Raw genomic sequence first — 17,742 nt, 5'->3', positions numbered from 1 at the left:
TGTACCTCTCATAACGAAAAAAAGCTTATTCTTTCTTATCCTTGATTTGTTCAAGGATTGTCTCGAGTTCACTTAGTGACAAGTTCCCGAGGGACTTTTTTATTTCTTCCTCCACCTTTTTTTTATTCCGTTCTCGGTATTGCTCCCACCAGTCACGAAGACCTTCTGTGTTATCAAGAAGGAACTCAATATCAATTTCTTCCACTTCATCATCAGAAAGATAGAGTAATACAGCAGCCAACATCCGATTTAAGTTTTCGATTTCATCCTTATTGTCATTACTAGATGCCTTTTCTTTGGCCTTAGGTTCTTTTTCTTCTATTTCAAGGTCACTCTCTTCGTTCGTTTGTGCTGGCTTTCGCGGCATCATGGATCCTCCTTACTAATTTTCTGTTTTGGCATATAATTAGTATTCCCATATTTATTCACACTAATTACAAACAGAGGCTACTAGACAGGAACAAAGTTTATTGATTCTTGTTTTTACTAAATAATTTTCGAAGCAAGAAAATCCCTAATAGTAAGCCTAATAGATTCAAAGAATCCCCGATATTAATTGTAAGTTTAAAAGCATTATTCACTTTTATCTGATTATGATTATTCGTCACGTTCTTCTGCATGGTCTTTTCCACTCCAGTTTCTTCCTTCATCCCTATCTACGCCCTCTCCACATTGTTTTTAAAAGTTTATGTATCAACAACCCTATTCATAATAGTTATCAACATAAAGTTGGTTTTATATTGTTTTACTCTGCCTAGAATTGCACAGGAAAATAGACAAAAAAATCAGTCCTAAATATAGGACTGATTTTTATCTATTTGTATAGGAGATTCTCTTAGCGAGTGGCTCCCTCTACCAGTTGATTCATTGCTTTTAGTTTTGCAGAAAGCTCAAGGAACCAGTCCTCGTCTCCAGTAGATAAAGCAAGGTCTATTAAAAAGCGAACTTGTTCTTTATTGGTTACCTGTGAATTTGGTAGAATTTTCACATGCTTCGTTACTAACTGAACTGTTTTGCCAACAACTTCTGGATTATCACTGGTCACTACCTTTATGTTGACCACTTCCTCAATAAGCGTAAAGGATTCAACATACCCGATGATCAATTCTCCTTCACGTGTTTCGCCTTTCACCCAATCGCCAACATTTAGAATAGAATGGTTACTAGTCCCCATGTATGTCACCTACTTTTATTATTTTTTTTGGTTTGGTTAACTGTAACTATTTTCATTACATTTAAATTAAGGAAAAATATTCAAAACTAACCATTACTATTTTTCCAAGTTAATATGATGAACAACTTCCTTAATTGTATAATTTTTTAAGTATTCGCCCAAATGTTCTTCAGCACCTAAGAAAATAGAAAACAAGACCTTTTGCATATTTGCACCCACAATACATTTCTCGTTTGAGTCAGGACATTTAGGCTGAAGCGCACCTTCAGATGTAATTTTATAAATATCCCAAAGATTTACTTCACTTAATTCAGAAGCAAAAATAAATCCCCCACCGGTTCCCTCTTTTGTTTTAATAAACCCATGTTTTTTTAATAAGCTTAATACTTTACGAATACGCACTGGGTGGACTCCGGCACTTTCTGAGATGATATCACTTGTTGCCATCCGATCAGGTTGGAGAGCAAGAAGCGTTAAACTGTGAATGGCAAGAGTAAAATCACTGTTCATAGCCTGCCTCCTAATTTAATGTTGCAAATATAATCAACGTCATAACCTAGATATGTGATTGTACTGTGATAATAAACATTACAGATTAGTTAGTCAAGCATAGTGGCTTACTAGTGATTTTTATGTCGCCACATCTTGGATTTCCAGCATCCGGAATGTACGAAGCTTCCTTGGTAAAAAGCTACGGATTTCTTCTTCGTTATATCCTACCTGCAATCTTTTTTCATCGAGAATAATTGGTCTTCTTAACATTTTAGGATTTTTTATAATCACTGAATAGAGCTCATGTAGTGGCAGAGATTCAATATTTAAATTCAACTCTTGAAACGTCTTTGATTTCGTTGAGATAATTTCATCTGTTCCATCTTCTGTCATTAAAAGGATTGATTTTATTTCTTCTTTTGTGAGGGGCTCTGCTAAGATATCTCTCTCAATGTAATCAATATTATTTTCCTCAAGCCAAGCCTTTGCTTTCCGACAAGACGTACAACTTGATGTAGTAAATAGTGTTACCATTTATTAATCTCTCCCTCAGTTCGCAATAATATAATCGAACTAGTGTGTTAGTGTAAAATCCTCAAAATTCCAGTCCCAATTCACTTTTATCGTCTTTTAGTTAGACGATATAGAATGAATGGGATACTGTAACTTTAAATGCTACAGTTTAATTAGTCAAGAGGGAATATTGATTGTGATTAAGAAATTAATGCTCAAGTTAAGCAAGGGATGCGTACCATCTCCCTTGCTTTTTCACCTTAAGATCTACTCATTATTTTTAAAAGAAAAATAAAAATAACATCCATTTAGTATGGTTAGGACAATTAGACCTACAAAGACATTGCTATAGATAATCGCATTTCCTTGTGCATTTGAAAAAGGATTAAGAACAATTGTACTCTCATAATCTAATATTCTTCCAATAATCGCACTGCCAAAGGCGCCGGCCATAAAATTGAATAGGTTATATATTCCCATTCCTACCCCGATTTCCTTTCGAGGAAGTACAGTTGAGATGATTTCCGCTGTAGCTGTTTGGATAAACGGAAAGGCGATATAACTAAAGATCACAACCAGGCCAATTATCCAATGAGATGAACCATTGAAGGTGGATAGTAAAACAAATCCCATAATCATTAGCAGAAAAGCTAAAAAGACGACTTGCCTACTGCCACGGTGGTCCGTTAATATCCCCGCCCATTTTCCCATAAAAGCCGCAGCCATAGCACCAGGAAACAATGTCAGTCCAATAAAAAGCGTTGAGAGGCCATTGATTTCACTTAGCATCAAAGGTAGCATAAACATCAGACCAAACATAGTTACAATTGCCAGAAAGCCAGAGAAAATGGTTGTTCTAAAAGGGACGTTTCGAAACAAGTCTGGATGAATAAAAGGATATTCACTTGTAAAAATTCTCCACGCAAATAAGCTAAAAAAGAAAATCCCACTTAGGATGAACCACCCGGTAAACGTCGTAATAAAAAGGATAAGCGAGGCGGCTGCAAAAGCGACGAGAACCGCACCAAGAACATCCACTTTTCCTTCCTTCTTTTCTTCTTTCGGCATCCACATCCGAAAAAACGGAATCGTAATCAATACTGTTGCCGAAATTAAAAATAAATATTGCCAGTTTAGCGCGCCTGCAACAAACCCACCTATGACGGGCCCAATTCCTGAAGCAAACGCCATTGTACTAGAAACAATCCCTAATATCCTCCCTCTTTCTTCTGGAAAATACCTAGAGGGGACGATAAAAACAAGGGCAACTATGGATGAAGCCCCAGATGCTTGTATGAGCCGTGCAAGAATGACAAATACATAGTTTGGTGCAAAGAAACCTACTATTGAACCCGTCGCAAACAAGCTAAGTCCAATCGTTAATAACGTTTTCAACGGATAGATATCGGCTAATTTTCCATACATTAGTGCACCAATCGCATAAATAATGATGTATCCTGTTACAACCCAGCTAACCTGCGAAGGCAAGAGAGCAAAGGATCTCGCGATGTCCGGAACGGCAATCATAAACATCGTTCCATTCATGACCGAAAACAATAATACAGAACAACTTAAGAAGATAATTTTCTTTTTTTCTGCTTTTGTTAAAGAAGCCTCATTCCTACTAAGTTGTTCAGCAAACGTTCCCATTACACTCCCCCTCTCAAACGTTTTTTTCGTTATTACTATCATAAACTGGTAAAACACGTAAATCCAGTCATTTCCTTTATGACACCCTGTATCCAATTCTGCAACCTAAGTTTTAGCACTTTTTAAAGCTCTCCTGCTGAGATGAGCAAGAGCTTTAAAAACATTCCAATGAAAGGAATTTTCCTTCTTCATATCGAAAAGTAAACTCATAGTTCCTACGAATAAAGAACACATTGTGAAAGGGCGAATAAGCTATGGAATTTCCGGTATTAAAAACAGAGCGGCTAAATTTGGTCCAAATTTCAAACAATCATACCGAAAGCTACTATGACATTATGTCTCGAGATGAAGTGACAAAATATTACGGAATGGGCAGCCTGAATACGATTGAGGATGCCGAAAGAATCATAACGTCCATGCAATCTACGTTTGAAAGCAACAAAGGAATACGATGGGCAATCATATTAAAAGAAACGGAGACCTTTATTGGAACTATTGGATTAAATAACCTTAATTTATGGAGTAAAAAGGCTGAAATTGGGTATGAATTGCATCCTTTATATTGGAATAAAGGAATTACCACTGAAGCCGTTAAGGAAGTCTTGCGGTATTCCTTTGAGGAGTTAAATTTGTTCCGAATGGGTGCGGTCACATACCCGCAGAACGAAACTTCCATTCACTTATTACAGAGATTAGGTTTTAAGAAAGAAGGTACCCTTAGAAGCTACCTTTATCAAAACAACCAAAGTCACGACGCCTGCGTTTTTTCATTACTCAGAACGGAGTGGAAGCAAGGATAACAATCTCTAACTTATGCTCAGTGGCTGATCCCTTATACCATATCTACCAGCCTTAAAACTTGAGAAAATCTCTCGAATCAAAAAAAAGAAGCCTCCTCAACTACAAATCATTGAGGACTGGCTTCTTCTTTTTCTTCTTAACGAAAGAATACTTTATCTACATTATACTTCGCATGAAGTTTATTAATGATATACGTCTCATAAATTTCTCGATCCATCGGATCATCTACGATGCATACCTCAATCTTATACACTTCATCACGATGAGATTTAATTGGTGAAACATTATCTTCAAAATGCTTTTTAATTCTTTGGCGAAGCTTACGTGCTTTACCAACAAAAAGAAGCTCATCATTTATATTGTAAAATAAGAAAATGCCACCCTTATCTCGTGGGATTAAATGAAAATCGATGAAACCATAAATTGGCTTAATTTCTGGTTGATCTTCTGTTCGTTGTTGTTGTCTTTCAGTAATTGTTAAATCTGGTGTTGGAATTTCAATTTTAATCACTGTTTTTTCACATCCTTTGGTAAGTTACATAGTAGCATAATAATTGAATGAATCATATAATCATTTTATTTTCCCACAATATTTTTAATTTAAACTACTGATTTAGAAGCTTACGCTAGTGTAATGCTCTATAAATTTAAGATATCGCGAATATCTTCTTCACTAAGAGTTGAGCTAGCTTTTTCTTGTGAACCTATAATCTCATCAATCATATGCCGCTTCTTCTCTTGTAGTTCATTCATTTTCTCTTCTATTGTTCCTTGTGATACTAATTTAATAACCTGTACGGTATTAGCCTGCCCCATTCGATGGGCTCGGTCTGCTGCTTGCTCCTCCACTGCAGGATTCCACCATAGATCATAAAGAATAACAGTATCAGCACCCGTCAGATTAAGGCCTGTTCCCCCTGCTTTTAAGGAAATCAGGAAAAAGTCACGGCCACCAGCATTGAATTGATTACAAATGTTCACTCGTTCTTCAGACGGTGTTTGTCCATCAAGATAGTAAAATGGCATGCCACGAATCGCTAATTCACGGCCAATTAACTCAAGCATCTTCGTAAACTGAGAAAAAATTAATACGCGCCGTCCAGAAAGCTTTGATTCCTCAACGATTTGCATCAACTGTTCAAACTTCGCTGAGCTTCCCTTATAACCATCAATAAACAAAGCAGGATGACAACAAATTTGCCGAAGCCTTGTCAATCCTGCAAGGATTCTTATTTTATTTTTACGTAGTGTATCCTTGTCTAAATGTTTTAAGGTGTCGTGGCGAAGTTTTGCTAAATAGGCAGCATAAAGCTTTTTCTGTTCTGGCAATAGCTCTGCAGATGCCATGAACTCAATCTTTTCAGGAAGCTCCGAAAGAACATCCTCTTTCACACGGCGAAGCATAAACGGACCTATCCTCCGCGAAATCGTCGCTCTTGAAAGAAAACTGTACTCTCTTAATCCTTGAAAAAGCTCAGGAAAAACAACATGAAAGATTGACCAAAGCTCCTCAAGTGAATTTTCAACAGGTGTACCTGTAAGCGCAAACCGATGCTTGGCTTGAATTTTCTTGACCGCACGTGCCGTTTGGGTTAGCGGGTTTTTAAAAGCTTGCGCTTCATCAAAAAATACTGTATGAAAGGATTGCTTTTCATACCAGAGTAAATCTTTTCGCAATAACGGATAGGAGGTTATCACAACGTCTACTTCGTTCATTTCCTTCTGAAGTTCAGCCCGCTCTTGTTGAGTCCCATCTATTACAATGGCCTGCAACTCTGGAGCAAAATTCATACATTCACTTAACCAGTTATATGTTAACGATGAAGGGCAAACAATCAACACTGGCAGCTTCTTCACCCGAATTTCTTCAACCACAGAAACAATAAAGGCAATGGCTTGCACGGTTTTGCCTAGCCCCATATCATCGGCGAGAATTCCTCCAAAGTTATAACTAGCAAGTGTTTTCATCCATTTGAAACCATGTACTTGATAATCTCTAAGAACCGAAACCAATTTACTAGGCACCTCGAACTCCATTCGTTCTGGATGGTGAATGAGATCAAGGAACTGACGGAAAGATTCCTCATAATCGAAGGCACCACTTCCCTCTATTGAGTCCAATAGCTGAAGTCCCCGGACGATAGGTACATTAAATTCATTTTCGTAATCTTCCATTTGAACGGGAAGAGCCTTAAGAAAGCGTTCAATTTCTTGAAATTCTTTTGTCTCCAACGAAAGGAGTGAGCCATTCCGTAAGCGGTAATACTTTCGTTTTTCCTCTAAAGCTTGGAGAATTTCCCGAATATCATCTTCAGGAAAGCCTTCCATCTTGAATTTAAATTCAAGCCAATTGGTTCTTTCTTTTTTTATTTTCACGCTAATTTTCGGAATAGCAGTTCCGCGAAATATCCGATTTCTCACAGCTGTGGTAGCGTAAATTTGTACTAGTTTTTGAAGTTTTGGAACAACATGAGATAAAAACTCGTATTCTAGCTGATCATTATGCAAGAAATAACCACTTTCCGTTCTAGCAAACGAGCTCTCCTCCATCATTGTAAGGATCTGATTCTCCTTTTCCTCATCTCGGATTAGAATGGTTGCCGCACGAACCTCCCGTTCATCTAAAGGGTTAAACACAATCCTTTCATAATGAAACTCCAGCCCCGCTAGCAGCCGATTATTCACACGGTCAAGGTAAAGCTTTGCAACGAGCGGTGTCTGCATAAACTCTTTCGTCAGCTCAATAGGAATATGTACAGCTCCTATCTTTCTTAAACCTGGAACAACCTTTTCAATAAAAAAACCAAGTTGATTTTTAGCAAGTGGGATGTGGTTCCTTCCGGAAGCATCAATCATCTGGGTTAGTTCCGCAAGTCTGTGAAAGTCATCCCTATTCAACTCAAATAATTTTCCATCACCAAGAACAGAATGATACAATTTCAACATAACGATACTGGTTAGACCATTGATTCTTAAAACAAAACGACCACTCTCTGTCTTTTCAACAGCAAATTCTAACGGCAGTGGTCCATTTCCGAGCTGCAATCCGTCAACTGTTTTGCCATCATATTCTAATTTGACAAAAGGAGCTTTTCTTAGAAAAGGAACCGTCTGATTCCATGCTGAAGGCGGTAAGAGTAGAATTTCATCTTCCACGTTCGATATATTCACTTCATACTCTGCTATGACCTTATTATCCTGTATCACTTGTATCAACTTCTGTAGGATGGCATCATGCTCTTTTAAAAAACAATGTTGGGTGGGGTCATACAAAAATGAACTGTTTATATTTTCTGGCTTCCCCTCTGCGACGTTCATTAGAAATGAGCGCAATTGTTTTACAGTGCTTTCACCAATATTGAGGGAAATCCCCATCATGGTTTGGCCATTTACATCTGTCACAGGCGTACAAGTAAACTGGACTGCAAGAATCTCTCTGTTTTCAAAATGAAGCTGATGAACACTCTTTTGCTTTGGTTGATCGTCAAATAAAGTAAGAAAGCTATCAGATAATTCAGGTTCTATGTTAGAATCAACTTTTTGTAAACTTTCACTAGAGATTTCTTTACGCTGCTCGTAAATTGCGATTAAAACAGCTGCGATATGCTGGCAATCCTTTTGATAAGACGATAGTTTTGGACAGCTACAGGATGTTTGGAGACTTCCATCCTTCTGCTTCTCAATTATGACATGAAAGTCTTCAGCCCCTTTAACTGTCGCTTTACAGCAGGTTGAACTGTTTTCCTCAAATGACACATGTTTTCCACGATAAAAAGCGTCCCCTCTTTTGAAGGAGACGGTCCCACACTTTTCTTTTATCCTTTTATGATTTAGTTTTATGTTCAAAAGTCTCGCTCCTTCCATCGGAAAACGCTTCATGCTCTTTATAAATGACCTGCCTATATTGCTCATTACCGATTGTACCATATTCAATAAAATCATATCCTATGAACACCATCAGCTTAACTGCTGACAATCAGCAAGATTTAGCAAGTCCCCTCTCCGTGATCACCATGAAACCAAACTCTTTCCATGTTTTTATTTATTAATATGGTCTAAAATTCCTCCTCAACCTATAGTTTTATAGAAGGATGGCAAATAGGCATGAACACATATTTTATAAAACAGGGTGGGGTCCAAAATGTTTGTAATTTCTTTTATAGAAAACAGAACGATTTTACTGTGTCAGTTTCTTAAGCAAGCCCCCTCAGTAGGTGATGCGATCACTATTAAAGGTCGTAAAGGGAAGGTCGTCCATATTGAAAATATGGATAAAAACCATATTCATGTTCAAGTTGAATTAAAAACAAATGATAAGAAAAAGGTAGCAGTTGATGATTCAAAAAAGAAAAAAAGATAGTGGAAATAGTAAAAAACGCCGATTGGCGTTTTTTTTCTTGTTAATGAAGTTGATCTTCCTGTTTGTTAGTAGGTTCATCATCCACTACATAATCTAATAGGTTTTTGCTTAAGCTCTCTAACGACGCAAAAAAACCTTGTGGCTTTTCATTTGCCTTACTGCTAGAATATTGATTCTTATCCTGCTTTTCCAGTTTTTTCACCTCCCAAAATAGCTTGTACAACTATGCACTTTTTATGAAATCACTACTGCAAATCATGTTTCTTTTAGCCCCTCAAGATTCGGATAAATGATACAATTTTCCTTACCAAGCAATTTAGGAGTGGAGCACATGCTAATTTTTATTACAGTCATTCTTCTTATTTTTATGTTCGATTTCACGAAACTTCGGAAGCAAAATGAAAGAATGATAGAACAGAATGATAAAGTCATTTCTTTACTAGAGGAGATTAAAGCAAATAATAACAGGTAGCTTATGAAGCTAGTTATTAGGTTAAAAGCAACAAATTTTGAGAAAGGAAGCAAATGAAAACACAAGCGATAAAACATCTATTCGCTCGTGTTTCTCGTTTTCATTGTGTGTAGCTGTACGCTATACTTTTTCTTCACCATTTACTTCCCACTTTGCTATTTCTTCACGCACAATCGGAGCCACTTCTTTTCCTAAAAGCTCAATCGCTCGTAGCACCTCATCATGTGGCATTGTGCCAACAGGTACATGGAGCATGAATCGGGTAATACCGACGTTCTTTCGTAAGTAAATAATTTTGTCTGCAACTGTCTTGGGATCCCCTACATATAGAGCACCTTCAAAGCTACGCGCAAAATCAAAGCTTGAACGGTCATAGGGCCCCCATCCGCGCTCTCTCCCCAACTTATTCATCGCTTGTTGGGTCGAAGGAAAGAATTTATCTGCCGCATCCTCATTAGTATCAGCAACAAATCCATGTGAATGAGAGGCTACAGTCAATTTTGAAACGTCATGACCTGCTTTAGCGGCTGCCCGTTTATAGAGACGTACTAGTGGCTCAAATTGTATTGGGCGTCCGCCAATAATGGCAAGAACCAATGGGAGCCCAAGAAGACCAGCGCGTACTACTGATTGAGAATTTCCACCACTCCCAATCCATACAGGCAATGGATGTTGAACTGGTCGTGGGTAGACGCCTAGATTTTGAATGGGTGGACGATGATTTCCTGACCAAGTTACTTTTTCGGACGCTGTTATTTTAAGAAGCAACTCTAGTTTCTCATCAAACAATTCGTCATAGTCGTTTAAATCATAGCCAAACAAAGGAAAGGATTCGATAAATGAACCTCGCCCCGCCATAATCTCCGCGCGACCATTTGATATTGCGTCCAAAGTACTAAAATCCTGAAACACACGTACTGGATCTGCGGAAGAAAGGACGGTAACTGCACTTGTTAACCGAATCTGATTTGTTTGTGATGCAGCTGCCGCAAGGATAACAGCTGGGGCAGAAGCGGCATAATCCTCACGATGATGCTCCCCGACACCAAACACATCCAATCCTACTTGATCTGCTAAAACGATTTCTTCCACAACTTCCCGAATTCGCTGTGCATGACTAATTACTTTACCAGTTTTTACATCCGGCGTCGTCTCGACAAATGTACTTATCCCTATTTCCATGCTATTACCTCCTAAGTGTTTTCTAGCCAAAGGTAATCAACCATACCTTGACTTCCTACACTCTCTTTTAAAAGTATTTTTATCCAACTATCAGTATTAAACAGAAACTCTCTTACATTGGTCCACAAACGCACTGAAAAGTTTAAAGCTATGATTATCTAGGTGGTAATTGAATTCTGGGTGCCACTGCACAGCCAGGACAAAGGATTTTCCAGGCATATGTACAGCTTCCGTCAGACCATCTTCTGCTTCAGCCACCGAGGTTAATTGCTCTGACAGTTTTTTAATCCCTTGATGATGGTAGCTATTAACCCTTAAGGACTCCGTTTTTACGATTCGATAGAGTGCATTCCCTTTTTCTATGGAAACTAGATGAGCAGGTACTGTATAAGGTGGTTGTTGCTTGTGAAGAACCTGTTGTTTGGAACGAAACTGAGTCGGGATATCTTGATAAAGAGTGCCCCCCAATAAGCTATTAAACAGTTGAACACCACGGCAGATTCCAAAGGTAGGTTTGTCTAGTTCTAGAACTAGCTTGAAAAGAAGCTCCTCCATTTGGTCCCTCTCCTCACATAACTCACCGCAAAAGCTCTCTTTTTTCTCCCCATACAAATTCGGATTCATATCCTGACCCCCAGTAAAAAGAAAACCATCAAATGACTCGGCCAGTGATTGAATCACCTCGAAATTAGTCGTTAAAGGGAGCATAACCGGAATACCACCGGCCGCTTCTACTCCCTTCATATATCCAGGCAACATCCAATAGCTTTCTTTTTCAGGATCATATAACGGCAGTACCCCTATTAGTGGTTTTCTCATTATCTTCTCCTAAACTGTTTATTAGCCTTCCAATAGAATTAGTCTATCAAAAATGGATACTGTTTGAGAATAATATCGATTCTTCTCCTATAGAAAAAGAACTTTCCAAGAAGAAAGTTCTTTAACTAGACTTTTTTCTCAACTAATGTTGCTCTAGCTGATATCATTTGAAGCTGGTTTCTGATATGGTTGGTGGTTTGCGATGGCGCTCATTTATTCTAAGTTGAAACCCCACCAAAAATATTTCAAAAAAAGCTATTATGAATTAAGCATGTAAATCTTTATTTGCACGTTGAATCGAGTTTGTGTTCAAGGCTTTAAAGATATTAATAGTGAACATTATGGTACCAATGACAACAGCTAATGAACCAACAATCATAATAGGTACACCGGCCGTGATGCCAAATGACTCACAAAACAATCCAATCATCATCACTGGAAGTCCGATGTTATGAAGCCAAAAATGTGTTTTTGCCAGCTTTGTTTTAGCTGCAAATGCATAAATGGAATAAATAACACCAAATAAAGCTGTTGAGACCCATCCCAATAAATTTACATGAGCGTGGAGAGATGTCAATCTAAAATCATGTATGATTCCCATTGTCATCCCCAGTAACACTCCAATTGAAAAATAGACCGCTGCAATTTTAATAAATGTTTTTCCCATTTCTTCCCCCTACTTACTTTTTATGTATTTTATTACTCTTAATAGATTATAAAATATTTTTTAATATAGTAATAGGGGAAATGTTATCTTTGTATTATTTTTTTGAAAATATTGGTTTAAAAGTAAGGAAATAGAACTATAAAACCCCCTATATCCTTCTACCCGGTTTTTATGTTACCTTTACATTAGCATGACATTCTAAAACAAAAAGGTGAAGATTACGATGGCGCAAAGAATAAAAATAGAAAAACCTAAGGTCTCTGAAAACCTACCTCCATTCAATTTTCACGATATCTTCGATCAGGAAGAACCCTATTTACATCAGTGTCTCATTTCGAATTGTACAATTGATAGAGTTACTATCGACAAACTAGATTTAACCCAGGTTGTGTTTCAAAGTGTTAACTTTAGCGACGTTTCGTTCCGAAACATTGAATTAACCGATGTCGTTTTTGATCACTGCGATTTGTCTAATTGTGATTTAATGGGAGCTAGCGTTCACCGGGTTGAATTTATTGATTCCAAATTATTGGGGGTTAATCTAACGGAAGCACATATCGGGAATGTTCTATATAAGAATTGCAACTTGAATTTAAGTTCGTTTGGTTATGGGAATTTCAAACAAGTTAGATTTGAAGAGAGTTCACTAAAAAATGCAGATTTCTACGAATGCCGATTTAACAAAATAAAATTTGAACAATGTAACTTAGATGAGGTCAACTTCTCCCGTACTCCACTGAAAGGAACAGACATTAGTACTTCAACCTTTCAAAGCCTTATCGTCGCACTAGAAGATTTACCAGGATGCGTGGTTTCTCCTCAACAAGCAATTGGCTTTGCAACATTACTAGGACTTAAAATTAAGGAGTAGTGTGGTATACAGCTACCATAAAAAACAAGGATGAAAAAGTCTTTTCAAATCAACTTTTTCATCCTTGTAAGATTTAGTGATGATTTTCTTCAGCCGCCATAGCCTCTGCTTTGGTTTTATGAACTGTACCAAATGGATGCTGTGGTGGAGCATAAATGGAGTACAACTTAAGGGGTTCATTCCCCGTATTGGTCAGGTTATGCCATTTACCTGCTGGGATGACGATGCTATAGTCATCATAAACATTTTCCTGAAAATTTAATTGATCTTTACGATCTCCCATTTGAACAATTCCTTGACCTTGTTCTATCCTTAGGAATTGGTCGAGGTCTGGATGAATTTCTAAGCCAATGTCTTCTCCAACATTGATTCTCATGAGAGTCACTTGAAAATGTTCTCCCGTCCATAAGGCTGTACGAAATGTATCGTTTTGTTTAGTCGCCTTTTCAATATCAATGACAAATGGGTTTGGGCCATAATCTTTTAGTTCAAGTAACCTTGCCTCTTGAAAATCATCAAATCGTGTATCAATTACCTCTTCCTCTTCAAAAGCCCATGATAGTACACTTCGAACTTGAGGGTTTTGGGTTTGAAAATAACCCTCTCGATACTCCTTGGAACCTTCTACTTCTGCTTCATAAGCTTTTTGCAGTCCTTCATGATAACTATTAATACTAACTTTATCGATTTGGTATACAGGTTGCCTTCCAGTGATTGCATAATATAAATCAGTAAATTGTTGCAAACGGGCATGTTTGTTTACTAATTCATGCTGAATGGAATTTTTTTGGTTTTGATTTGGTGCAAGATAAAATAATTGACTATAAAGATCGATGGTAGAAGCTTCTCTTTTCATACCAGCAAGGAGGGCTTCAAGAGCCTCTTGTTCAACTCCCAATGAGTTGCTTTCCCTATAACTTAAGCTATAACCCTGGGTAGAAGCATTCGGATTTGAATATAGGGTTGGGTAGGATCTAGGATCAAGATACATATCTGTCATTCCCTTCCAAATAAATTTCAAATTATCATATGCCTATGCTTTGGGAATGTACTTTGTTCAACTTGTCATTTGAGTATCATAAAAAGACCTAGCCATTCTTTTTACTCGAAATAGAACAAAGACGAATTCAGAAGCGAATTCGTCTAAACAAAAGGCAGTTTTTATAAAGGTTGTTGCTAAAATCTTACTTTGAGCAAGAGCCATACAAACTTACCTATTTTTATTTCTTTTTCTTGCGAATATCCTTTACCTGAATTCGCGTGGCGTGATGGGTCCCATATTTATCCTTTAGATCAAGGAACTTTGTTTCACGTTGTAACTTTTGGTAACTATTATATCTTTCTTTAGTAAGTTGCCTATTTTCTATAGCCTGTTTAATCGCGCACCCTGGCTCTTGTTCATGATGACAATCTCGGAACTTACAGTTTTGACTTAGAGTTAAAATATCTTGAAAGGTTTCATTCGCAGATTCTTCACCAGACCATAACTGGAGCTCCCGCATGCCTGGTGTATCGATGAGTACTCCCCCATCAGGTAACAGAAAAAGCTCACGGTGAGTGGTGGTATGCCTCCCCTTGGCATCCACCTCACGAATCCCTTGTGTTTTTTGAATATCTTCTCCAATTAAGCGGTTAATCAATGTTGATTTCCCTACACCAGAGGACCCAATTAGTGCCCCCGTTTTCCCTGGGGAAAGATATCCTTTAATGGGTTCCATACTATCATTACGAGTATCGATCACGAGAATCGGAACACCCCAAGCGATTTCTTCAACAGCTTTCACTTTTGCTTCGACATCTTCACATAAATCTCGCTTCGTTAGAATAAAGATTGGAGTTGCCCCACTTTCATAAACCTGGACTAAATACCGCTCCATCCTTCTAAGATTAAATTCATTTAATCCATTTACTAAAAAAACAATATCTACATTCGCCGCCATAAGCTGCTCTGCTTTCTTTTCCCCTGCTCCATGACGTGATAACAGACTATGCCGTTGTAAGACCTTATGAATAATTCCTTTCCCTTCGTTCAATAACGGTTCAAATAAAACCCAGTCGCCTACACAAGGTAAATCCCTACTCTCTTCCACTTGATGATAAAATTTCCCCGAACACTGGGAATGAAATTCACCTTGAGGAGAGAGGATTTTATATATCCCATTGGAATGGGTTGCCACACGACCCATTCTGTAATTTGAATGGGTAGGTTTCTCAAATATCGAGTGATACCCTAATTTTTCTAGTTCGTACAAATGGTTGCCTCCTTAATGAGAAGGAGGATTCAGCTATGCTAACGTAAAATCCCCCTTATATTGATGATGGATGATATATTGAGTACTTCACTTAGATTCATTCTCATAAAACATCACGCTCCTTAACTATCTAGTTATCTAAATATTACATATTCTTATTAAGAAGTAAATCCTTAATTAGTAAAAATCAGAACTAAACCTTTTTTGTTCCCATAATTCCCCCAATAACCAACATAAAAAGGATAAAACCATTGTAGTTTTATCCTAAAAAGAAATTCTTTTATAACAACTCATTGTGTTCCTTTTTTCACCCATTCCGCAACTGTCACTGTACGCTTGGCTTGATGTTTCACTGTTGCTTCAACGTCTTCAATCATTTTCCCATCCTGTCCAACCGTTACACTTGTTCCATATGGATTTCCTCCCGAACCAAAAATCACTGGATCTGTGTAACCAGGCGTAGCAATAATGGCACCCCAATGCATCATTGATGTATATAAAGATAAGATGGTTGCTTCCTGACCACCATGTGGATTCTGTGCAGACGTCATTGCACTGACTACTTTGTTGATTGTTTTCCCACTTGCCCATAGCCCACCTTGGATATCAAGGAACTGTTTCATTTGGGAAGGCATGTTTCCGAATCGTGTTGGGACACTAAAGATGATTGCATCAGCCCACTCAATATCGTCCGACGTTGCAATTGGTACATCTTTAGTTGCTTCCACTGTTGCTTTCCACACTTCATTTCGATCAATGATTGATTGTGGTGCTAATTCTTCTACTTTTAATACCTTAACCTCAGCACCCGCTTCTTTCGCACCTTCTTCCGCCCATTGTGCTAATTGATAGTTTGTTCCACCCATACTGTAAAAAATTACAGCCAATTTTACATTCGACATTTGTTATTCTCCTTTTGGTCACTTTTTTTTAATTGGATAAGAAATCCAATTTATTGCACACATCTATTGTTTCTTTCCTTTCAGGAATATATGCAACCTTATGTCCCTGTCCTCTGTATTACATAGAATTGGATAGACATAATGGAATAACTATCCTATAATACCAACTATAATGACTAAAATACGAACAATAGGGTGATTTACTAAATGAATTATACGGAAGTATTCAAAGGTACAGCATTTACTAGTGATTCATCAAAGGTGGTGCGGATTTTAACAGACTGCCTTTTCTGTATCGGATCAGATGGGATGATTGAGAAAATTATCGCACCAGAAAATGATGAGTACCAAGCTCTAATTGATATTTATCAAGGAAAAGACAATTATCATTGTTTAGCCGACGGACAGTACTTCTTACCTGGTTTTGTCGACACACATGTACATGCACCGCAATGGGCTCAATCCGGTACCGCACTCGACCTCCCTCTTTCTGACTGGTTAAACACCTATACCTTTCCGATTGAATCAAAATTTTCGGATCTACATTTTGCCAATGAGGTGTACGAAGATGTTGTTCAGACTTTGCTGGCAAACGGAACTACAACCGCTCTTTATTTTGCCACGATTCATAAGGAAGCAAGTATCCTACTTGCAGAAATCTGCGCGAAGCAAGGACAACGAGGCCTAGTCGGGAAAGTGGTTATGGATGATTTAACACAAAATCCGTCCTATTATAGAGATGAGGATACACAAACAGCACTAGACGAAACCGAGGAGTTTATTTTAACGGTTAAAGAATTATCAAAAACAACCAAACAAGGGGTATACCCCGTGGTTACCCCCCGCTTCATTCCAAGTTGCACCGACGAAGCATTAAAAGGGTTAGGGGCATTGGCGGCTAAATACGACACACATATCCAGTCTCACTGTAGTGAAAGTGATTGGGCGCATGCGTTTGTTAAAGAGCGTTTCAATAAAAGTGATGCGGTTTCGTTACATAATTTTGGCCTATTACAGTCTAAATCTGTGATGGCCCATTGTAATTTCCTAGAAGATGAGGATGTAGAGTTATTTGCTGAAACTGGAACCGCTATTAGCCATTGTCCTATTTCTAATGCATATTTTGCCAATAGTGTGTTACCCGTTGCACATTTTCATGCAAAAGGGGTTGATATCGGTCTCGGTTCAGACCTATCAGGCGGATTTTCTCCCAGTATGTATGATAATATCCGACAATCAGTAATGTCTTCAAGGATGCTAGAAGACGGAGTTAATCCCGCACTTCCTTCTACCCGTCGTGGTCTCGGCCATTCACGCATAACGATAAATAAAGCCTTCTATTTCGCTACAGCTGGTGGAGGGGAAAGTTTAAGTTTACCCATTGGACGCATAGAACCAAATTATGCTTGGGATGTCCAAGTAATTGATACAACCATAAAAACTGCAAAACTTCCTATTTTTAATGACACCTTGCATGACGTTTTCGAAAAAATCATTTATCAGGTTCGTCCTGAAAATATCCGGGAAGTCTGGGTACAAGGACAAAAGGTTCATTCACGATAAATTTCTTAAAATCTTAAGAGATCG

At 38.0% G+C, this 17,742-nt stretch carries 19 protein-coding genes; 5 read left to right on the top strand and 14 right to left on the bottom strand.

Annotation, left to right across the window (positions count from 1 at the left end; translation table 11 throughout):
• Window positions 1-25 precede the first annotated feature (25 nt).
• The 6 genes from H0185_RS17055 to H0185_RS17030 form a co-directional block, all read right to left on the bottom strand.
• Window positions 26-370: a hypothetical protein gene (locus H0185_RS17055; protein ID WP_246629262.1), complete on the bottom strand. Its 345-nt coding sequence runs from the start codon at window positions 368-370 to the stop codon at window positions 26-28.
• 97 nt (window positions 371-467) lie between these two features.
• Window positions 468-650, bottom strand: a complete 183-nt coding sequence (locus H0185_RS17050) for a hypothetical protein (protein ID WP_221874708.1) — start codon at window positions 648-650, stop codon at window positions 468-470.
• Window positions 651-835: 185 nt separating this feature from the next.
• Entirely contained in the window at window positions 836-1,174 is a 339-nt protein-coding gene (locus H0185_RS17045; RefSeq protein WP_221874707.1) for an IDEAL domain-containing protein, read from the bottom strand.
• 96 nt (window positions 1,175-1,270) lie between these two features.
• Entirely contained in the window at window positions 1,271-1,684 is a 414-nt protein-coding gene (locus tag H0185_RS17040; RefSeq protein ID WP_221874706.1) for an RrF2 family transcriptional regulator, read from the bottom strand.
• Between the two features lie 120 nt (window positions 1,685-1,804).
• Window positions 1,805-2,200 carry a transcriptional regulator SpxA gene (gene spxA / locus H0185_RS17035; protein WP_221874705.1) on the bottom strand — a complete coding sequence of 132 codons (396 nt, stop codon included), beginning with the start codon at window positions 2,198-2,200 and terminating at the stop codon, window positions 1,805-1,807.
• A gap of 246 nt (window positions 2,201-2,446) precedes the next feature.
• A complete protein-coding gene (locus tag H0185_RS17030; RefSeq protein ID WP_221874704.1) occupies window positions 2,447-3,829 on the bottom strand; it encodes an MFS transporter in 1,383 nt (460 codons plus the stop codon).
• Window positions 3,830-4,083: 254 nt separating this feature from the next.
• Between H0185_RS17030 and H0185_RS17025 the strand changes: the two genes are divergently transcribed.
• Entirely contained in the window at window positions 4,084-4,629 is a 546-nt protein-coding gene (locus H0185_RS17025) for a GNAT family N-acetyltransferase (protein ID WP_221874703.1), read from the top strand.
• Window positions 4,630-4,766: 137 nt separating this feature from the next.
• Here H0185_RS17025 and H0185_RS17020 read toward each other — a convergent pair whose 3' ends face one another.
• Together H0185_RS17020 and H0185_RS17015 are read right to left on the bottom strand one after the other, a co-directional pair.
• A complete protein-coding gene (locus H0185_RS17020; protein WP_221874702.1) occupies window positions 4,767-5,141 on the bottom strand; it encodes a nucleotide excision repair endonuclease in 375 nt (124 codons plus the stop codon).
• 128 nt (window positions 5,142-5,269) lie between these two features.
• Window positions 5,270-8,476: a DEAD/DEAH box helicase gene (locus H0185_RS17015; protein WP_221874701.1), complete on the bottom strand. Its 3,207-nt coding sequence runs from the start codon at window positions 8,474-8,476 to the stop codon at window positions 5,270-5,272.
• Window positions 8,477-8,771: 295 nt separating this feature from the next.
• Here H0185_RS17015 and H0185_RS17010 point away from each other — a divergent pair, with 295 nt between their 5' ends.
• Both H0185_RS17010 and H0185_RS17005 read left to right on the top strand, forming a co-directional pair.
• Complete coding sequence (locus tag H0185_RS17010; RefSeq protein WP_221874700.1) at window positions 8,772-8,990, top strand: hypothetical protein; 219 nt, start codon at window positions 8,772-8,774, stop codon at window positions 8,988-8,990.
• 331 nt (window positions 8,991-9,321) lie between these two features.
• Window positions 9,322-9,462, top strand: coding sequence for a hypothetical protein (locus H0185_RS17005; RefSeq protein ID WP_221874699.1), 141 nt, complete (start codon window positions 9,322-9,324; stop codon window positions 9,460-9,462).
• 120 nt (window positions 9,463-9,582) lie between these two features.
• Here the strand turns inward: H0185_RS17005 and H0185_RS17000 are convergent, their stop codons facing one another.
• The 3 genes from H0185_RS17000 to H0185_RS16990 all read right to left on the bottom strand — a co-directional run bounded on the left by H0185_RS17000 (window position 9,583) and on the right by H0185_RS16990 (window position 12,130).
• Window positions 9,583-10,644: an LLM class flavin-dependent oxidoreductase gene (locus tag H0185_RS17000; protein ID WP_221874698.1), complete on the bottom strand. Its 1,062-nt coding sequence runs from the start codon at window positions 10,642-10,644 to the stop codon at window positions 9,583-9,585.
• Between the two features lie 96 nt (window positions 10,645-10,740).
• Window positions 10,741-11,463: a gamma-glutamyl-gamma-aminobutyrate hydrolase family protein gene (locus H0185_RS16995; RefSeq protein ID WP_221874697.1), complete on the bottom strand. Its 723-nt coding sequence runs from the start codon at window positions 11,461-11,463 to the stop codon at window positions 10,741-10,743.
• Window positions 11,464-11,728: 265 nt separating this feature from the next.
• Window positions 11,729-12,130: a cbb3-type cytochrome c oxidase subunit I gene (locus H0185_RS16990; RefSeq protein WP_221874696.1), complete on the bottom strand. Its 402-nt coding sequence runs from the start codon at window positions 12,128-12,130 to the stop codon at window positions 11,729-11,731.
• A 223-nt stretch (window positions 12,131-12,353) separates the two neighbouring features.
• Here H0185_RS16990 and H0185_RS16985 point away from each other — a divergent pair, with 223 nt between their 5' ends.
• Window positions 12,354-13,001: a pentapeptide repeat-containing protein gene (locus H0185_RS16985; RefSeq protein ID WP_221874695.1), complete on the top strand. Its 648-nt coding sequence runs from the start codon at window positions 12,354-12,356 to the stop codon at window positions 12,999-13,001.
• Window positions 13,002-13,074: 73 nt separating this feature from the next.
• Here the strand turns inward: H0185_RS16985 and H0185_RS16980 are convergent, their stop codons facing one another.
• The 3 genes from H0185_RS16980 to wrbA form a co-directional block, all read right to left on the bottom strand.
• Complete coding sequence (locus H0185_RS16980) at window positions 13,075-13,899, bottom strand: cupin domain-containing protein (RefSeq protein ID WP_246629261.1); 825 nt, start codon at window positions 13,897-13,899, stop codon at window positions 13,075-13,077.
• 322 nt (window positions 13,900-14,221) lie between these two features.
• Window positions 14,222-15,253, bottom strand: a complete 1,032-nt coding sequence (gene rsgA, locus H0185_RS16975) for a ribosome small subunit-dependent GTPase A (protein ID WP_246629260.1) — start codon at window positions 15,251-15,253, stop codon at window positions 14,222-14,224.
• A gap of 290 nt (window positions 15,254-15,543) precedes the next feature.
• Entirely contained in the window at window positions 15,544-16,155 is a 612-nt protein-coding gene (gene wrbA, locus H0185_RS16970) for an NAD(P)H:quinone oxidoreductase (protein WP_221874694.1), read from the bottom strand.
• A 207-nt stretch (window positions 16,156-16,362) separates the two neighbouring features.
• Between wrbA and guaD the strand changes: the two genes are divergently transcribed.
• Complete coding sequence (gene guaD / locus H0185_RS16965; protein ID WP_221874693.1) at window positions 16,363-17,718, top strand: guanine deaminase; 1,356 nt, start codon at window positions 16,363-16,365, stop codon at window positions 17,716-17,718.
• The last annotated feature ends 24 nt before the right edge of the window (window positions 17,719-17,742 follow it).

This window comes from Mesobacillus maritimus, from assembly GCF_019749255.1.
Lineage (GTDB): Bacteria > Bacillota > Bacilli > Bacillales > Cytobacillaceae > Mesobacillus_B > Mesobacillus_B maritimus_A.
Note: the sequence above shows the minus strand (reverse complement) of the source record. Positions and strands in the feature narration are given on the sequence as shown.

Coding starts and splice junctions, on each gene's coding strand:
- H0185_RS16985 (WP_221874695.1), top strand. CDS start 12,354: ATGGCGCAAAGAATAAAAATAGAAAAACCTAAGGTCTCTGAAAACCTA.
- wrbA (WP_221874694.1), bottom strand. CDS start 16,155: ATGTCGAATGTAAAATTGGCTGTAATTTTTTACAGTATGGGTGGAACA.
- H0185_RS17000 (WP_221874698.1), bottom strand. CDS start 10,644: ATGGAAATAGGGATAAGTACATTTGTCGAGACGACGCCGGATGTAAAA.
- guaD (WP_221874693.1), top strand. CDS start 16,363: ATGAATTATACGGAAGTATTCAAAGGTACAGCATTTACTAGTGATTCA.
- H0185_RS17030 (WP_221874704.1), bottom strand. CDS start 3,829: ATGGGAACGTTTGCTGAACAACTTAGTAGGAATGAGGCTTCTTTAACA.
- H0185_RS17025 (WP_221874703.1), top strand. CDS start 4,084: ATGGAATTTCCGGTATTAAAAACAGAGCGGCTAAATTTGGTCCAAATT.
- H0185_RS17045 (WP_221874707.1), bottom strand. CDS start 1,174: ATGGGGACTAGTAACCATTCTATTCTAAATGTTGGCGATTGGGTGAAA.
- H0185_RS17055 (WP_246629262.1), bottom strand. CDS start 370: ATGATGCCGCGAAAGCCAGCACAAACGAACGAAGAGAGTGACCTTGAA.
- H0185_RS17040 (WP_221874706.1), bottom strand. CDS start 1,684: ATGAACAGTGATTTTACTCTTGCCATTCACAGTTTAACGCTTCTTGCT.
- H0185_RS16990 (WP_221874696.1), bottom strand. CDS start 12,130: ATGGGAAAAACATTTATTAAAATTGCAGCGGTCTATTTTTCAATTGGA.
- H0185_RS16995 (WP_221874697.1), bottom strand. CDS start 11,463: ATGAGAAAACCACTAATAGGGGTACTGCCGTTATATGATCCTGAAAAA.
- H0185_RS17010 (WP_221874700.1), top strand. CDS start 8,772: ATGTTTGTAATTTCTTTTATAGAAAACAGAACGATTTTACTGTGTCAG.
- H0185_RS17005 (WP_221874699.1), top strand. CDS start 9,322: ATGCTAATTTTTATTACAGTCATTCTTCTTATTTTTATGTTCGATTTC.
- spxA (WP_221874705.1), bottom strand. CDS start 2,200: ATGGTAACACTATTTACTACATCAAGTTGTACGTCTTGTCGGAAAGCA.
- H0185_RS17050 (WP_221874708.1), bottom strand. CDS start 650: ATGAAGGAAGAAACTGGAGTGGAAAAGACCATGCAGAAGAACGTGACG.